This is a genomic window from Acidimicrobiia bacterium (assembly GCA_035651955.1).
Lineage (GTDB): Bacteria > Actinomycetota > Acidimicrobiia > IMCC26256 > JAMXLJ01 > JAMXLJ01.
The window spans coordinates 20,999-37,299 of sequence record DASRES010000012.1 but is presented as its reverse complement, the minus strand read 5'-3'; the positions used below and the strand labels follow the sequence as shown (position 1 = coordinate 37,299).

The window sequence follows — 16,301 nt, the reverse complement described above, 5'->3', positions numbered from 1 at the left end:
GTGGCGTCGCCACGAGCGAGTCGCGTCCGGCGATCAGTGACCGAACGCGGCCTCGCTCTGCCACGCCTTCGTTCCCGCGGCAGTCGCGGCCTTCGCGCGACCGAGGATGACCTTGGCGGTCTCGCTCGGCGGCCGGTCGAGACCGCGGACCCACTGCTTCGCCGCTGACGACAGCAGGACGCCTCCGATGACCATGCCGACCCCGCCCACGAGTCCGGCGATGCCGACCAGCGTTGCGCTGGTGATGAGCAACCGCCGGTCGAGCTGTACGCGCGGATGACCGTTCGTCGTGCTCATGACCGCCGTCCTTTCCGGCTGGGGATCCCGGCGAGAGCCGTCATCGAGCGATTCTCCGCCGGTCCAGACGCGCGCTCGTCATCCCAACCGGGTGATCGCACCTTTCATCCCTTGCGGGCGATGCGACGCGCGCGGACGAGCCGGACGATCGTGCGCGGACGCCACACGACGACGGGGGTGGGCATGGCCGTCGCGCACTACGACGTGATCGTCATCGGGAGCGGAGCCGGAGGCGGGACGCTCACGTGGAAGCTCGCACCGACCGGCAAGCGGATCCTGTTGCTCGAGCGCGGCGACTACCTGCCGCGCGAGCGCGACAACTGGGACACCCAGGCCGTGTTCCTCCGCGGCAAGTACACGACCACCGAGCGGTGGATCGACGCGGACGCGAAGCAGTTCACGCCCGAGCAGAACTACTACGTCGGCGGCAACACGAAGTTCTACGGCGCCGCGCTGTTCAGGCTGCGACCCGAGGACTTCGGCGAGATCACCCACCACGGCGGCATCTCACCGGCGTGGCCGCTGTCGTACGCCGACTTCGAGCCGTGGTACGCCGCCGCCGAGGAGGTCTACGTCGTGCACGGCGCGGGGGGCGAGGATCCTACCGAGGGACCGAGGAGTGGCGGCTACCCGTACCCGGCGCTGCGCCACGAGCCGCGCATCCAGCAGCTGAGCGACGACCTCGAGACACTCGGGCTGCACCCGTCGCATCTCCCGATCGGCGTCATGCTCGACGAGGGACACGGCGGCACCGCGCTGCCGTCGAGCCGTTGCATCCGCTGCGACCGCGTCGACGGCTTCCCGTGCCTGGTCGGCGGGAAAGCGGACGCGCAGACGGTCTGCGTCGACCCGGCGCTCGAGCACCCGAACGTCGAGCTGCTGACCAACACCCGAGTCGACCGGCTCGAGACCGACGCGCACGGCCGCTCGGTGAAGGAGGTCGTGGCGACGCTCGATGACGGCACGGAGGTGCGCTTCTCGGCCGACGTCGTCGTCGTGTCGTGCGGCGCGCTCAACTCGGCGCTGCTGTTGCTGCGCTCCGCGAGCGCCGCGCATCCGAACGGTCTCGCGAACGGCTCCGATCAGGTCGGCCGCAACTACGTGCGCCACAACAACCTTGCGTTGATGGCGTTGTCGCGGGAGCCGAACCCGACGCGATTCCAGAAGACGCTGGCGATGAACGACTGGTACCTGAAAGGCGAGGACTGGGACTACCCGTGGGGCGGGATCCAGATGCTCGGCAAGTCGGACGGGGAGATGGTCCGGTCGAAGGCGCCGCACTGGATGGCGTGGGGTGCGAAGGTCGCGCCGGGACGGTCGCTCGACCTCGTCGCGCACCACGGCGTCGACTTCTGGCTCTCGTCGGAGGACCTGCCCCGACCGGAGAACCGTGTGACGATCGAGAAGGACGATACGGTGCGGCTCCACCTGGAGCCGACGAACACCGAAGGGTTGAAGCGTCTGCGCAAGCGGTTCGACTCGATGCTCTCGGAGCTCGGGATGCACGAGGGAACGCACGAGCGAAAGCTCTACCTCCACGAGGCGATGGACATCTCTGCGACGGCGCACCAGGCAGGCACGGCGCGCTTCGGGACGGATCCCGCGACATCCGTCCTCGATACGGACTGCAAGGCCCACGAGGTCGACAACCTCTTCGTCGTCGATTCCGCCTTCTTCCCGTCGATCGGCGCGGTGAACCCGACGCTCACGATCATCGCCAATGCGCTGCGCGTCGGAGCGCACATCGCCGAACGGCTGCGCTGACGCGTCGGTCTCGCCGTGCACCTGCTCGCCGTGAACCCTGTGCCGTGGGCCCGCTCGCAGATGGCCTTCACGCTCGCGTTCCACATCGTGCTCGTACCGCTCGGCGTCGCGTGGGGACTCATGGCACTCGTCGCGAACTACCGCGGGTTGAAGCACGAGGACTCCGCGGCGTTGCTCCTCGCTCAGCGGTGGTCCAAGTACATGGCGGTCACGTTAGCGGTCGGCGCCGTGACCGGCACGGTGTTGAGCTTCGAGTTCGGCCTCCTGTGGCCGACGTTCATGGGCCGCTTCGGCGCGGCGTTCGGCGTGCCGTTCGCGATCGAGGGGCTGTTCTTCTTCACCGAGGCGATCTTCGTCGCGATCTACATCTTCGGCTGGAAGCGTCTGAAGCCGTGGACGCACTTCTGGACCGGTATCCCGATCGTGATCGCGGGCATCGGCGGGAGCGTGTCGGTCGTCGCCGCGAACGCATGGATGAACGAGCCGAGCGGGTTCACGCTGAACTCGGCGGGCAAGGTCGTCAAGGTCGATCCGATCGGCGTCATCTTCAACAAGGCCATGCCGTACGAGGCGGCGCACATGGTGGTCGCCGCGTACGTCGTCGGTGGGTTCCTCATCGCGTCCGTGTACGCGGCGGCGTGGCTCCGCGGGCGGCGTGACCGGTACCACCGACTCGGCTTTACGATCCCGTTCACCGTCGCGGCGATCGCCACGCCGATCCAGATGATCGTCGGCGACACGCTCGCGCGCTGGGTGTTCAGCAACGAGCCGGTCAAGTTCGCGGCGATCGAGCTCGTGCCGAAGACGAAGAGCGACGTACCCGAGACGCTCCTTGGTCACCTGAATTCGAGCGGCAAGATCACCGGCGGCATCCCGATCCCCGGCCTCGCCTCGTGGCTGTCGGACCCGAGCACAGGGAAGAGCACGGTCGTCAAAGGGCTCAACACCGTGCCGTCGAACGCGCGACCCACGATCGGCGAGGTGAACGTCGTCCACCTCGCGTGGGACGTCATGGTCGGCCTCGCGATGCTGCTGCTCCTGCTCGCGCTCTGGTACGCGATCTCATGGTGGATCCGGCGGGACTTCCCCGAGACGCGCTGGTTCCTCTGGCCGGCCGCGGGTGCGGGCGTCGCGGCCGTCCTCGCCCTCGAGGCGGGGTGGGTCGTCACCGAGGTCGGCCGCCAACCGTGGATCGTCCACAACTACCTGAAGGTGCAACAGGCGGCCACCGCGAACCACGGCGTGTGGATCACGTTCTCGGCGGTGCTCGCGCTGTACCTCGGGCTCGGGATCACGACGGTCCTCGTGCTGCGAGGCATGAGCAGGCGGTGGCGCGATGCGGGCCGACGCGAACCGGACTCTCCCTACGGGCCACGCAGTCCGGTGCCGGTCGACGGCGTGCGCGTACGCGAGGAGGTCGCGGCGAGATGACGGACGCCGTGGCGGTCCTCCTCATCGTCGCCGTGACCGCGTACGCCGTCCTCGCGGGCGCGGACTTCGGCGCGGGGTTCTGGGACCTTCTGGCGGGCGTCGCCGACCGGGGCGAGCGCCCGCGCGCGTTGATCGAGCACTCGATCGGACCGGTCTGGGAGGCGAACCACGTCTGGCTCATCTTCACGCTGGTCATGCTGTGGACGGCCTTCCCGCCGGCGTTCGCGTCGATCACGTCGACCTTGTTCGTTCCGCTCACGCTTGCCGCGTTCGGCATCGTGCTGCGCGGTGCGAGCTTCGCGTTCCGCAAGAGCGTCGTCCGGACGCGCGACCGCCGGAACTTCGGCGCCGCGTTCGCGGCGTCGTCCGTCATCACGCCGTACTGCATGGGCGCGGTCGCGGGAGCCATCGCCTCGGGCCGCGTCCCGAGCGGCGGCACGACGGGAGACCCGTGGTCCAGCTGGGTCAACGTGACGTCGGTCGTCGCCGGAGTGCTCGCCGTCGCAACGTGTGCGTTCCTGGCCGCGGTGTTCCTGATCCGCGACGCGGCTCGCCTCGAGCAGCACGATCTCGCCGAGTACTTCCGGCGGCGCGCAATCGCCGCAGCGATCGCCGCGGGCGCAGCCGCAGTCGCAGGCATCTTCGTCCTCGGCGCCGACGCGACCTACGTCTTCCACGGCATGGCGAGCCGCTCGTTGCCACTTGTCGTCGCCTCGGCGATGTGCGGCGTCACTTCACTCGTCTTGTTGCGCCGCGGCATCGCGCGCTTCGCGCGACTGGTCGCGGTCGGTGCAGTCGCGACGATCGTCTTCGCATGGGGCGTCGCGCAATGGCCCTACATCTTGCCGACGTCGCTGAAGGTGTCGGCCGCTGCGGCGCCGTCCGAGACGCTGACCGCGTTGCTCGTCGTTTTCGCCATCGCGGTCGCCGTGATCGGACCGTCGATCGCGTTGCTGTTCGTCATGGACCAGCGCAGCCTCCTTCCGGAGGAAGGAGCCGAGCGCGCGGAGAAGCCCCCCGCACCCGTCCCATCGTGAGCGTTGAGGAGCGACCATGAGCCTGCACGGCAAAGCGTGCATCGTGACCGGCGGAAACAGCGGCATCGGCAAGGCGGTGGTCCTCGCGCTCGCCAAGCAGGGCGCGAACGTGGTCATCGACTACGTCGCCGACGAGCGCGCGACCGACGATCTCGAGAAGCAGATCGGCGCGCTCGGCGATCAGGCGATCGGCGTCGAGGCCGATGTCAGCAAGATCGACGACCTCCAGCGCCTCGTCGACGCGGCTGTCGACGCGTTCGGGCGTGTCGACGTCATGGTGAACAATGCCGGCGTCGAGACCCGCACCTCGGTGCTCGACACCAGCGAGCGTGACTACGACAAGGTGCTCGCGATCAACCTCAAGAGCGCGTTCTTCGGGACGCAGCTCGCCGCGAAGCAGATGATCGCCCAGGGTCGCGGCGGCCGGATCATCAACGTCACGTCGGTGCACGAGGACTGGCCGATGCCCGGCAACGCGCCGTACTGCCTGTCGAAGGGCGGGATGCGGATGCTCACGCGCAGCGCCGGCGTGGAGCTCGCGCCGCACAACATCATGGTCGTCGGCGTGGGCCCGGGAGCCGTCGCGACACCGATCAACGCCTCGACGATGGACGACCCGGGGAAGATGAAGACGCTGGACCGGGCGATCCCAATCGGGCGGATGGCGGAACCCGAGGAGATCGGGGGCGTCGTCGCGTTCTTCGCCAGTGATGCCGCCACGTATGTCACTGCCACGACGATGTTCGTCGACGGCGGCCTCATGCACAGCAGCCCGGGCCTGTAGCGATGGTCACGAACCGCTACGCCGACACCTCGGTCGTCGTCGTCGGCGGGGGCTTCGCCGGCACCACGTGCGCGAAGCGACTCGCCCGTCACGGTGTCCACGTCACGCTCGTCGACAAGCACAACTACACCCAGTTCCAGCCCATGCTCTACCAGCTCGCCACCGCGCAGGCGACCGTGCTCGACGTCGCGCGCCCGCTGCGCGACTTGTTCCGGACGCAGCCGAACGTCGAGGTGAAGATGGCGACCGTCACCGCCGCCGACCCGTTCACGAAGACCGTGACGTGCGCGGACGGGACGAGGTTCGCGGGCGACTACCTCGTGCTCGCGGCCGGTGCGCAACCGAACTTCTTCGGGACGCCCGGTGCCCGTGAGCACACGTTCCCGCTGTACGCGCTCCGCGACGCGCAGCGTCTGCGGTCGAGGATCTTCGAGCTCTTCGAGGACGCCGACCGGAACCCGAAGCTGATCGACCACGGTGCGCTGAACTTCGTGATCGTCGGCGCCGGCGCGACGGGCGTCGAGACGGCGGGCGCGCTCGCGGACCTGGTGAACGACGTGATGCCCGAGCGCTTCCACGACCTCGCTGTCGATGTCGCGCGCATCTACGTCGTCGATCCCGCGCCTGTCGTCCTCGCTCCGTTCTCCGATCGTGTGCACGCCTACGCGGCGGACGTCCTCCGCAGGAAGCGCGTCCACCTGCTGCTCGGTGTGCGCGTCACCGAGGTGCGTCCGGACGGCGTGGTGCTCTCCGACGGCAGCGAGATCGCGACGCGCGCGGTCGTGTGGGCCGGCGGCATCGAGGCCGAGAGCGTCGCGTCGCACGCGGGCGTCGAGCCGGGACACGGCCGCCGCGTGGACGTCTACCCGGATCTCACCGTTCCGCACTGCGAGCGCGTCTACGCGCTCGGCGACCTTGCCAACACGCCCGGTCCCGACGGCGCCCCGTTCCCGCAACTCGGGTCGGTCGCGCTCCAGGCCGGCCGCTGGGCGGCGGACAACATCGTCGCGGACATCGCGGGACGGCCGCGTGCGCCGTTTCACTACCGCGACAAGGGGATCATGGCGATGATCGGGCGGAACGCGGCGGTGGCCGAGATGGGCCCGCGCCGCCGCGAGCTCCAGGGCGTCCTCGCTTACCTGGCATGGCTCGGTGTCCACGCGTACCTGCTCGACGGGTTCCGCCAACGCGTGGACGCGGTCCGGACCTGGGCGTGGGACTACCTGTCCAAGAGCCGAGCCTCGTCGATCATCGACCGACCCGACGCGGCAGCCGTGGACTGGCCGGCGGCGGTCGGAGAGTCACACGGCTGAGGGTCGGAGCGCCGAACGCCCCGGAGCGAGTGGGGGGACCCTCACTCCGGGGCGGGCGCACGGCACGCAGAGGTCCGCTCGAGATGCGCGCCGCCACCAGGATCGCGAGAACACCTCACCGTGGCCTCACCCGGAAGGGATGAAACGCGTCTGAGCGGTCAGTGGTGGTGGAGGAGGCCGAGCTGCTCGGCCTGGCGGACGGCCTGCGCGCGTGACGACGCGCCGAGCTTCCGGTGGATGCTCGCCACGTGCGTCTTCAGCGTGTTCGCCGAGATGAAGAGCTCGCTCGCGATGTCGCGGTAGTCGAGCGTCGTCGACAGGTACCGCAGCACCGAGCGTTCGCGCTCGGTCAGGGAGTCCACGAGTGCGCCTGCCGGCGTGACGACCGGCAGGCCCGTGACCGACTCCAGGAACTGGCGCGTGAGAGGGTCGGCGTCCGCCGACGTGGCCAGTGCGCGCGCCGCGCGCACGACGCTCGGATGGCTCTGCACGAACCTCCGGCGCAGGAGGTCCGGCGCCGCCAGCGTCGCGGCCGTCGCGACGTGTCGGCGCTGCTCGACGGCGTCGTCCGTCGCTGCGGCGTGAAGGAGCTCCACCCGGACCGACTGGACGAGCGTGAGCGGCTCGAGTGCGTCGAGTCGCCGGCGTGCGGCCTTGCTCTCGCCGTTCGCGATGTCGATCTCCGCGGCGAGCAGGACCCGCTCGAACGAGGCCGGCACCGTCGCGACGAGGCGTGCCGCGCGCTCCGCGTCGCCCGCGACGAGCGACAGGTGTGCCTCGATCAGAGCGATGGCATCCGTGATGCAACGGGGGAGCACGGAACTGAACGAGCCGGACACGGCGGTGAGGTGGTGCAGCGCCGCGGCGGCACCGTGCTCGGCTCCCACGAGCCGGATTTCCGCGAGACGGGCCAGCGCGAGGTAGGGCTGCGCCGACAGCTCGGATGCAAGATCGGTCGTCGCTTCGACCGCTCGCTTCGCGTCGGCGATGTCGTTGCGCTCGTAGCGGACCTGTCCGACGGCGAGGAGGGCATCGAGCGCAGCGGGGTGACGGGTGGCGCCGAGTGTCGTCGCGAACCGGAGCGCGCGGCGTGCGGTTGTGTCGGCGTCGCGGAGGCGGCCTTCGGCCGCCGCGATCCGGGCTCGAAGCGAGGGGACCGCGACCTCGCTCATGAGCGGATCGAGTGCCCGGTCGTCGAGCAGACGAAGGCGCCGCTCCGCCTGCCGCGTGTTCCGCTCGAGCAACCACGCGCGGGCCAGGTCGACCTCGAGCCCGCGCAGCATGGTCTCGTGAGGCAAGCGGTCGCGCGACACGGTCATGAGCGCGCGGCCGGCCCGCCGGATGACGAGATCCGCCTCACCGCTCGCGGCGTACAGCCTGCTCCACACGGCGTCCAGCCGGGCGGACACCGCGGGCTCGTCGTCGCCGCTGCGCGACGCGGCGCCGACCCGGGTCAACCAGCCCGCCGCCTCCTCGATGCGGCCGGCCTTGAGGAGCGCGTCGGCGAACCGCACGACACGATCGCGATCGGCCGCGACGAACGACTCGCGCAGCAGGTTCAGCCCGGCACGGGTCTCGGCCCGTGCGTCGAGATCCAATTCGACGTCGTGTGGCATCGCCAGCTCGAACGCCGCGTCGTCGTCACCCGCGTCGACGAGCAACGCGATGGCCGCGACACGGTCTCCCCGGTGGGCGACGAGCGCAGCGGCGCGTCGGCGGAGGTCCCGCGCACGTTGTGGTGATCGGCTGTCGAGCTCGGACCGCAACAAGTCGCGGAAGAGCGCGTGGTAGCGCATCGTCGTCCCCGCGTCGTCGACCCTGACGAGAAAGAGGTTCGCGGCCTCGACCCGGCGCAGCTGATGCTCGACGTCGTGGCGGCCGGTCAGCGCCGCGCACAGCCGGGTGTCGAACTCGTCCAGCACGGACATGTCGAGCAGCAGGTCGCGAATGTCATCGGGCTGGTGCTCGAGCACGTCGTCGAGGAGGAAGTCGGCGATGAAGCGGTCGGTGCCGCCGAAGCGGTCGATGAACGTCGCGGGGTCGTCGCTCGTGCGCAGCGAGATCACCGCGAGCTGCAATCCTGCGATCCATCCCTCGGTCCGCTGTACGAGCGTCGCGATCGCGTCGTCGTCGATCGCGAGGTCGTCGAACATCGCGAGGTACGCACGCGCCTCGTCGGGTCGGAAGCGGAGTTGCGCCTCGCGCACCTCGTGGAGCTCGCCGCGAGCGCGCCATCGTGCCAGCGGTAACGGCGGGTCGGACCTGCTCGCGACGACGACGTGCAGTGAAGGGGTCTTGTGCTCGAGCAGGAAACGCAGTGCGCCGACGACGTCTGTGCTCGTGATGGCCTGGAAGTCGTCGATGACGAGAACCAGCGGGGAGTCGATCTCGGAGACGGCGTCGAAGCGCGCGGGCACCTCGGGAGCAACGCGCTGGACGCTACCCGCGACATCGCGCTGGAAGTCGCGTAGGTCGTTGTCCTCGGTGCCGGCAGTCAGCCAGGCAACACGAGCGTCGATATCTTCGATCCATTCGCGCACCGCTGCCGTCTTGCCGATGCCGGGCGCGCCGGTGACGAGCGTCAACCGGGCGTCGAGCGCGCCCGAGAAGCACTTGGTGACCCGCGGACGGACCACGATCCGCTCGGGACCCGGGGGTGGCGCGAGCCTCGTCGAGACGGGTGCGGGCCTCGAGTCGTCGAGGACTGCGTGCGGGCCGGTTCTGCGATGCCCGTCACCCTCGCGTTCCACGGGGTCGCCCACGCTGCGTGTCGGGTGCATCGCGCTCCTCCCGCGACGACCACGCTGCTGTGGTGCGCCAGGGTCCGGAGCGCACGATGAGTTCCTGCGGTCGGGGCCCTCGTGGACGTGGCGTGCGACGGGCGCGGCCGTGTCGTGCGAAAGGTAGCGGCATCGTCGTGGTGTGGCAACGGGCCACTCCGGCCGTCGTCGAAGACCGTCGGGCGGTGAAGGCGGGCGCACTCGACCTCGTCGCACCGCGCGGCCCTTGGTCGGGGTTCACCCCGGCTGGATGATGCCGCGTCGCGTTCTGGTTGCGACGTTGGACTCGGGGAGCGACCGCGGAACAGGAGTGCGGATGGCGCACCGGGCAGTCGGTCGCCGATGACAGGTGTAACCGCTGCCAGCTCGCGCGCGCGCCCGGACGCGTCGCGTGAGGCGCGAGGCGAGGAGCGACGGCAGGGTTATCGCTACGGGATCGTGCTGCTCCTCCTCGTGGTGACGTACGTGATCGAGGTGGCGTCACCGACCGACGCGTGGACCCGCGTCGTAACCGTTTCGCTTCAGGGGCTCACCCTCGTCGTCGCGATGGCCGCATCGCGCGTGAGGCGCTCGACGATCCGCCTCACCGGTGCGGTCGTCACGTTGTGCACGCTCGCCGCGATCGTCATCGCGCCCAACGAAGACGGTGGCGCCGTGCGCGGCTCCTTCTATCTGGTGAGCCTCGTCCTCGTCCTCGTGGCACCGGTGGTGATCGTGCGCGGCGTCGCGGCGCGTCCGGTGATCGACGTGAGGACGGTGCTCGGCGCGCTGTGCGTCTACGTGCTCGCAGGCATGACGTTCGCGTTCGGGTACGGCGCGATCGGCGCGTTCGGCGCACACCCGTTCTTCGCGCAGCAGGCGCACGCGACGATCTCCGATTACCTCTACTTCAGCTTCGTCACGCTCACCACGGTCGGGTACGGCGATCTGACGGCGGCTGGCGGGTTCGGACGGGCGGCGGCCGTCCTCGAGGCGTTGCTCGGCCAGATCTATCTGGTCACGGTCGTCGCGTTGCTCGTCGGCGCGATGAGCCGGCGACGACGCAACCCACCCGGAGCGATGGACGACGAGCGGGCCGGTCACGACGGAGGGCAGGTGACGTGAACGACACCGGGCGCGACGAGCATCCCGGACCCGTACTGCGTCCGCCGGTCGTCGCGAGCAAGGTCGCCGTCCCTCCACCTCGCGATCGGGTCGTCGCACGCCCGCGCCTCGACCCACTGCTGGCGCCACCGGGGCGGTGCGTGACGCTTGTCGTCGCGAACGCGGGATGGGGCAAGACGTCCGCAGTCCACGACCGGGTCACGAGGACCCGCTCGCGCGTCGCCTGGCTCACGCTCGATCGCAGCGACGACGAACCGACCCGGTTCTGGTCGCAGGTCCTGTACGCGACGAGCACGGTGGCGCCGACCGTCGCATCGGGCGCGGCGCGGACACTGTTCGAGTCCGAAGGGGGCACCGATGGCTTCGTGGGCGCGCTGGTCAACGACCTCGCGCGGCTGGACATCGACGTGACGCTCGTCATCGACGACGTTCACGTCCTCGATGACGCGCACGTTCTCGAACGTCTCGCTTATCTCGTCGAGCACGCGCCGCCGCAGCTCTCGGTCGTCCTCGCCGGTCGCGAGCGGCCACGCTTGCCGACCGCGCGTTGGCGCGCGCGCGGCCTCACGCGCGAGGTCTCCGAGCGGGATCTCGCGTTCAGCGCAGAGGAGGCGGCGGCGTTCCTCACGACCTTCGACGGGATCGCGCCGACCGACGAGACGGTTGCGGCGCTGACCGCGCAGACCGAGGGATGGCCGATGGGCCTGCAGCTCGCCGCGCTGTCGCTCCAGCGGCGGTCAGGCGCGGACCCCGCGCTCGCCGTCGAGGTCGGCGTCGCGCGAGCCGCCCGGTTCCTCATCCACGAGGTCGTCAGGCGCGAGCCAGGCGAGCTTCGCGACTTCCTCTACGCGACGTCCGTCGTCGAGATCCTGAATGCCGAGCTCGCCGATGCTCTCACGGGTCGTCACGGCGCGACGGCGACGCTGCGGACGCTCGAGGATCGGCGATTGTTCGTCGTCGCGCTCGACAACCGTCGCGAGTGGTTCCGCTATCACCACCTGTTCCGCGAGGCGCTCCTCGACGAGCTCGCTGTCCGTGACGAGCCGCGTCTTCGGCGGCTCCACGCCGTCGCGGCGCGATGGTTCGCGGCAGCCGGTGACATCCGGCTGGCTGTCGGCCACCTGCTCGCGGCGGGCGAGAACGACGAGGCGTTCGAGCTCGCGGTGCGTTCGACGCCCCGCGCGGGGTTGAGCCGCCGGCACCAGGACTGGCTCGGTCTCGTTCCGCTCGACGATGTCGCCGGTGACCCGGAACGCATGGCGCGGTTCGCGCTGGCGCTCGGGTTGCGCCAGAGCTATGTCGAGGGCGAGGTGTGGCTGACCCGCGCCGAGGAGGCGAGCCGTTCTCGCTCCGACCTGCCGCCGGGATTCGCCCAGCGGCTCGTCGCGCTGCGCGGACAGCTCTACGCGTTGCGGGGCGATGCTCGTCGCGCGCTCGACAAGGTGGCCGAGCTCGGGCCCGTCGGCGACGCCGCAACGACAGATCCGGCGTTCGAACGGCTTCCCGTCATCATGGCGCGAGCCCATCTCCTTCTCGGCGACGTCACCGCGGCCCGGGCGCTGGTCGAACCCCTCGCTTCGGGTTCAAGGATCTCCGCGCCTCTCGCGCTCGTCGTTGTACCGGCGGTGCAAGCGACGATTGCCGTCGCGGAGGGAAAGCTGGGCGAAGGTTTGGCGCTCGCAACGCTCGCCCTCAGGCGCGCACGACCGGGCACCCCTGATTTCGGCGCGCTCGACGCCCTCCTGGCTCGCGCGACTGTGTTCATCGAACGCGACCAGCCCGGCGCCGCTCAGGCCGACCTGGCCGAGCTCGAACCGTTGGCCGACGACTTCGACTCCATCGTCCACGCGACGCTCGGAGCGCTCTCGCTCGCGCGGCTCGCGCTCGCCCGAGATGACGTCGTCGGAGCGACGGCCGGCGTGGCGCGAGCGCGACACCGGGCCCTGCGATCCGGTGGTGACGTGCTGCCGGGTCGGGTGGATGCACTCGAAGCGCTCGTGTGCATCCGGCGTGGCGACCTCTCGCGCGCCAGCGCCCTGACGGCCCAGCTACCGCTCGGTGTGGAGCGGACGTTCCTCGAGATCCGCCTCGATCTCGAGCGACGACCGTCCGTGGCGCGTGCTCGTCTCGGGGAGCTGCGTGTCTCGACCGTCCGCGATCGCATCGTGCGGCAGCTGCTGCTCGCACGTGCCTCGTCCAACGCGGTGGCAGCCGAACGGCACCGGACGTCGGCGGCGACGCTCGCGCAGCCCGAGGGGTTCGCCCTCGTGTTCGCGGAGGAGGACGCGCCCGTGCCCGCGCGGGCCGGCGATGCGCCGGCCCATGATGCGCTGAGTGAGCGCGAGCTCGCCGTGCTGCGGCAGCTCGGCACACCCGCGAGCAACTCCGGGATCGCAAGGGAGCTGTTCATCTCGTCGAACACGCTCAAGACGCACCTGCGGTCCATCTACCGCAAGCTGGGCGTCGCGTCACGCGAGCAGGCGGTCGAGCGCGCGCGAGCACGAGGACTCCTGTGAGAGGTCGTGTCAGCGCGACGGGACGCGCAGGTCGCGGTCGAGACCCCGCAGCGCGAAGGCGCCGAAGATCTCGAGCACGCCGCGCACGAGCGCGTAGATCCCCAGGAGTGACGCGAACACCGTGAGCGAACGTCCGGGGTAGGCCGCAGCCCACGCGCCGATCAGGAACTCGCTGATGCCGAGGACCGACCCGACCCACCAGTAGCGCTCCGCGGTGTGGAAGAGCGCGCGCACGAAGTGCGCGACGCCCGACACGACCAAGAACGAGCCGATCAGGACGGCGAGGAAGTAGAGCGACGGCTCGGGCCACACGAGCGGGACCACACCGAGGCCGACGCCGGCCAGGCCGACGACGACCATGGGCCAGCGTCGACCGCGCTCGAGCGTCGACGCGCCGATGACCGCCGTGAGCCCGGCGGCGACGAACGTCGCGCCGGCGAACGCGGCGAGCGCGGTCAGCGTCTGGACGTGGAACGCGAGGACGGCGACTGCGAACAGCACCCATGCGATCCCGAGCGCGAGGAGGACCGGCCACCGGCGCGGACGATCGCTCATGACCTCGACGCGTGACTCGTCGACGGCCCAGACCTCGATGCGGCTCATGGGTCCCGCCTCCCGTCTCGCCGTACGGCGCGATGGTCCGCCGGGTCGCGCACCACTGTCGTCATCCCGTCGGGGTGAACGGCGGTGCGTTCAGATGTAGTCCTGCTCCATCAGGTGGCGCGTCGCGAACCAGCCCATGACCGCGGGGATGTAGGTCACGACGATCTGGTCGAGCAGGACGGCCGCGACCGCGATCTCGGTGCCGACTCCCACTGTCGTGAGCGCGCCCGTCATCCCGATCGCGCCAACCGCAGTGTTGCCACCGGGCACGGGGACCATCGCGGCGATGGTGCCGATCCCGATGTTGAGGACGAGCACCGTCCAGAACGACACGTGACCGCCGAACGCGGCGATGCACGCGATCAACACGAACGCGTAGAGCAACGTGGCGAGGACGTTGCCGACGAACAGCAGCCCGAGTCGCCGCGGGGACCGCATGGCGGAGCCGAGCGTGTGCAGCGCCTCCCCGACGGGGGGCAACACGCGACGACGGATCCGCGGGATGCCGAACAGCAGGCCGGCCGCCACGCCGGCTAGGAGCACGACGACGAGAACGACGTCGACGACGGAGCTCGTGGGGATGTCGCCGAGCTGCACCGAGGCCGGCGACAGCACCAGCGCGATGACGAACAGCACGAGCTGCTCGATCGTGTTGACGAAGCCGCTCAGGAAACCACCGGCGGCGACCGCGGAGGCGAGCGGGACACCCTGCTTCTGCAGGTACCGGATCTGGAGCGCGACGCCGCCGATTCCCGGGATCGCCAGGTTCGAGAACGACATCGCGAGCTCGGTCTCGGTCGTCGCGAGCAGCGGCAAGCGGATCGGAACCGTACCGAGCAGGGCGATCGCGTACGCGAAGTTCGTCGCGAGCGACAAGGCGAGCGCGAGCAGCGCGAGCCACCAGTTCGCGTTGCGGATCGTGTCCCACATCTTCTGCGGGCTGCCGACCTGACTCATCAGCGCGACGAGCGCGACCAACGTCCCGATCGCCATTGCGAGATTGGCGCCGCTGACGCGATGCACCTCCTCGAGCGTCGGTACATGCGCGCCGGTCGCGGCCGCGCTCAGCTCGCGGAGTCGCTTCATCCGCCGGCTCAGCTCCCTGCGCTTGAAGCTGTGGCGCGTGGCCCGCGTGAGCACGGCCGGCTGCATCATGGGCAGCGCGGCCGAGACACACTGCTTCCCCATCCCGTGCACGGCGGCTTCGACGGCTCGCTCCTCGCCTACGAGCGACGCGGTCGAGACGAGAAGCTCGACGAGGTCGGTGCCACGCTGCTCGCTCGTGCTGGTCGCGCGGGCGACGTGGAAGTCCGTGAGGACGGGGCCGCCGTCTGCGAGGAGCACTGCGGCGGTGCTCAAGCGACCGTGCGCGATGCCCGCGTGCGCGAGCGCACCCGCCTGTGACCACACGGCGTGCAGCGTCGCGTCGGTGACCGAGGCCGGCTCGAGCTCGCAGAGGCGGCGCCCCACCGGCGTACGGACGACCAGCACCGCCGCGCCGGGGCCCGCGGTGCCGGCGGCGACGACGCCTGGAACGCGCACGCCGGCCCGTTCCGCCAGCAGCATCGTGTACGCCTCGTGCTCGACCGCGTGCCGTCGACCGAGGAACACGTCGGGCCCCGAGTCCTTGTAGACAACGAAGCGCCAGAGCTTGACGAGCAGCTGCGCGTCGGCCTCGTCGCGCCCGAGGATCCGCAACGACAGCGGCCCTCCGTCGCCCGAGGCGTTCATGAGCGTCGCGCCCCTCGGCTGGACAGGCGCGAGCCGCACGTCGACCGCCGCCACGCCGAGCTCCTCGAGCGCGGCCGCGACCTGTTCCGTGGTCGGTCGCCCGCCCGGCGAGCGGAACACGAGATGCACCGCGGCCGCGACGCCCCATCCGAGCACGATCGCTGCGAGGACGTCGTTCGGATACCCGGTGCCCAGGTACATCGCGGCGAACACGAGGGCGACGACGAGGAGCGTGCCGATCCGCCTCGTAGGCCGCGCGACATACGGCGATGCGACGCACACGACGCTCGTGACGAGCGCGAGTCGCGGGACAGGGAACCGAGGGGTGTCGTGCCCGAGGCGTACGACCGCGTGATACGAGGATGCGAGCGACGCGCTGTCGGCGACGAGCGCGCCCATGAGCCGCGCGACGACCCACGCCAGGACCCCGGCGACCGCCATGTCGCGGGCGAGTCGCCACCGCCGGCCGGCCAGCGCGGCCAGTACCACGAGCCCGACCGCCCACAGCGCGCCAAGCCCGTACAGCAACCGGAAGAGCGACTTTGCTCCCGACGGCAGCGTGTTGAACGTCTGGAAGATGCTCCGCTCGGTCCGCGTCACGGCGCCCGCGTGAAGTGACGCGACCACAAGCACGGCCGTTGCGACCGCCAGGCGGAGCCAGTCGCTCGTCCGTCGCCGGTACGGCCGCTCCGACGCCGGACCGAAGCTCCGCGCGCGCCATTGCCGAACTCGGCCGGGCGATGGTGCGTGTGCATCGGGCACTGGACCCGCTCCGACCGTCACGCTGCGCGTCGTGTCCGTTGCCACGTCGTCCCCGATCGGAATCCGGCGTGCAGCATGCGACGTCTTCGCCCTCGCGCCATCACCCACGCCGGGTGAGCCGGGCGCGCGAATCACCCCGCGACGGCGCGGGATCATCCCCTCGGGATGACGCCGGCCCC

11 protein-coding genes are annotated in these 16,301 nt (G+C 70.4%); 7 read left to right on the top strand and 4 right to left on the bottom strand.

Annotated features, from left to right (window positions below; genetic code table 11):
• Positions 1 to 33 precede the first annotated feature (33 nt).
• Positions 34 to 297 (bottom strand): hypothetical protein, encoded by a 264-nt coding sequence (locus VFC33_03250; protein HZR12246.1) that lies wholly within the window; start codon positions 295 to 297, stop codon positions 34 to 36.
• A 183-nt stretch (positions 298 to 480) separates the two neighbouring features.
• Here VFC33_03250 and VFC33_03245 point away from each other — a divergent pair, with 183 nt between their 5' ends.
• The 5 genes from VFC33_03245 to VFC33_03225 are packed head-to-tail and all read left to right on the top strand — an operon-like array spanning position 481 to position 6,626.
• Positions 481 to 2,061: a GMC family oxidoreductase gene (locus VFC33_03245; protein ID HZR12245.1), complete on the top strand. Its 1,581-nt coding sequence runs from the start codon at positions 481 to 483 to the stop codon at positions 2,059 to 2,061.
• Between the two features lie 15 nt (positions 2,062 to 2,076).
• The gene (locus VFC33_03240; protein HZR12244.1) at positions 2,077 to 3,492 is read left to right on the top strand and encodes a cytochrome ubiquinol oxidase subunit I; all 1,416 of its coding nucleotides are present in this window, start codon (positions 2,077 to 2,079) and stop codon (positions 3,490 to 3,492) included.
• Positions 3,489 to 4,529, top strand: coding sequence for a cytochrome d ubiquinol oxidase subunit II (locus VFC33_03235; GenBank protein ID HZR12243.1), 1,041 nt, complete (start codon positions 3,489 to 3,491; stop codon positions 4,527 to 4,529). Before VFC33_03240 ends, VFC33_03235 begins: the two co-directional genes overlap by 4 nt.
• Positions 4,530 to 4,545: 16 nt before the next feature.
• Positions 4,546 to 5,313 carry a glucose 1-dehydrogenase gene (locus VFC33_03230; GenBank protein ID HZR12242.1) on the top strand — a complete coding sequence of 256 codons (768 nt, stop codon included), beginning with the start codon at positions 4,546 to 4,548 and terminating at the stop codon, positions 5,311 to 5,313.
• A 2-nt stretch (positions 5,314 to 5,315) separates the two neighbouring features.
• Positions 5,316 to 6,626: an NAD(P)/FAD-dependent oxidoreductase gene (locus tag VFC33_03225; protein HZR12241.1), complete on the top strand. Its 1,311-nt coding sequence runs from the start codon at positions 5,316 to 5,318 to the stop codon at positions 6,624 to 6,626.
• Between the two features lie 158 nt (positions 6,627 to 6,784).
• On the opposite strand, the gene VFC33_03220 is transcribed toward VFC33_03225, so the two are convergent.
• Positions 6,785 to 9,262, bottom strand: a complete 2,478-nt coding sequence (locus tag VFC33_03220; GenBank protein HZR12240.1) for a LuxR C-terminal-related transcriptional regulator — start codon at positions 9,260 to 9,262, stop codon at positions 6,785 to 6,787.
• Between the two features lie 582 nt (positions 9,263 to 9,844).
• Here VFC33_03220 and VFC33_03215 point away from each other — a divergent pair.
• Together VFC33_03215 and VFC33_03210 are read left to right on the top strand one after the other, a co-directional pair.
• Positions 9,845 to 10,510, top strand: coding sequence for a potassium channel family protein (locus VFC33_03215; protein HZR12239.1), 666 nt, complete (start codon positions 9,845 to 9,847; stop codon positions 10,508 to 10,510).
• Entirely contained in the window at positions 10,507 to 13,026 is a 2,520-nt protein-coding gene (locus VFC33_03210) for a LuxR C-terminal-related transcriptional regulator (GenBank protein HZR12238.1), read from the top strand. The genes VFC33_03215 and VFC33_03210 overlap by 4 nt, the downstream gene beginning before the upstream one ends.
• A 9-nt stretch (positions 13,027 to 13,035) precedes the next feature.
• Here the strand turns inward: VFC33_03210 and VFC33_03205 are convergent, their stop codons facing one another.
• Positions 13,036 to 13,629, bottom strand: coding sequence for a DUF308 domain-containing protein (locus VFC33_03205; protein HZR12237.1), 594 nt, complete (start codon positions 13,627 to 13,629; stop codon positions 13,036 to 13,038).
• 90 nt (positions 13,630 to 13,719) lie between these two features.
• Complete coding sequence (locus tag VFC33_03200; GenBank protein ID HZR12236.1) at positions 13,720 to 15,960, bottom strand: lysylphosphatidylglycerol synthase transmembrane domain-containing protein; 2,241 nt, start codon at positions 15,958 to 15,960, stop codon at positions 13,720 to 13,722.
• Positions 15,961 to 16,301: the final 341 nt, after the last annotated feature.

Bases quoted from the DNA above. Each gene is read 5' to 3' on its own strand.
- VFC33_03225 (HZR12241.1), top strand. From the start codon at position 5,316: ATGGTCACGAACCGCTACGCCGACACCTCGGTCGTCGTCGTCGGCGGG.
- VFC33_03230 (HZR12242.1), top strand. From the start codon at position 4,546: ATGAGCCTGCACGGCAAAGCGTGCATCGTGACCGGCGGAAACAGCGGC.
- VFC33_03235 (HZR12243.1), top strand. From the start codon at position 3,489: ATGACGGACGCCGTGGCGGTCCTCCTCATCGTCGCCGTGACCGCGTAC.
- VFC33_03250 (HZR12246.1), bottom strand. From the start codon at position 297: ATGAGCACGACGAACGGTCATCCGCGCGTACAGCTCGACCGGCGGTTG.
- VFC33_03205 (HZR12237.1), bottom strand. From the start codon at position 13,629: ATGAGCCGCATCGAGGTCTGGGCCGTCGACGAGTCACGCGTCGAGGTC.
- VFC33_03245 (HZR12245.1), top strand. From the start codon at position 481: ATGGCCGTCGCGCACTACGACGTGATCGTCATCGGGAGCGGAGCCGGA.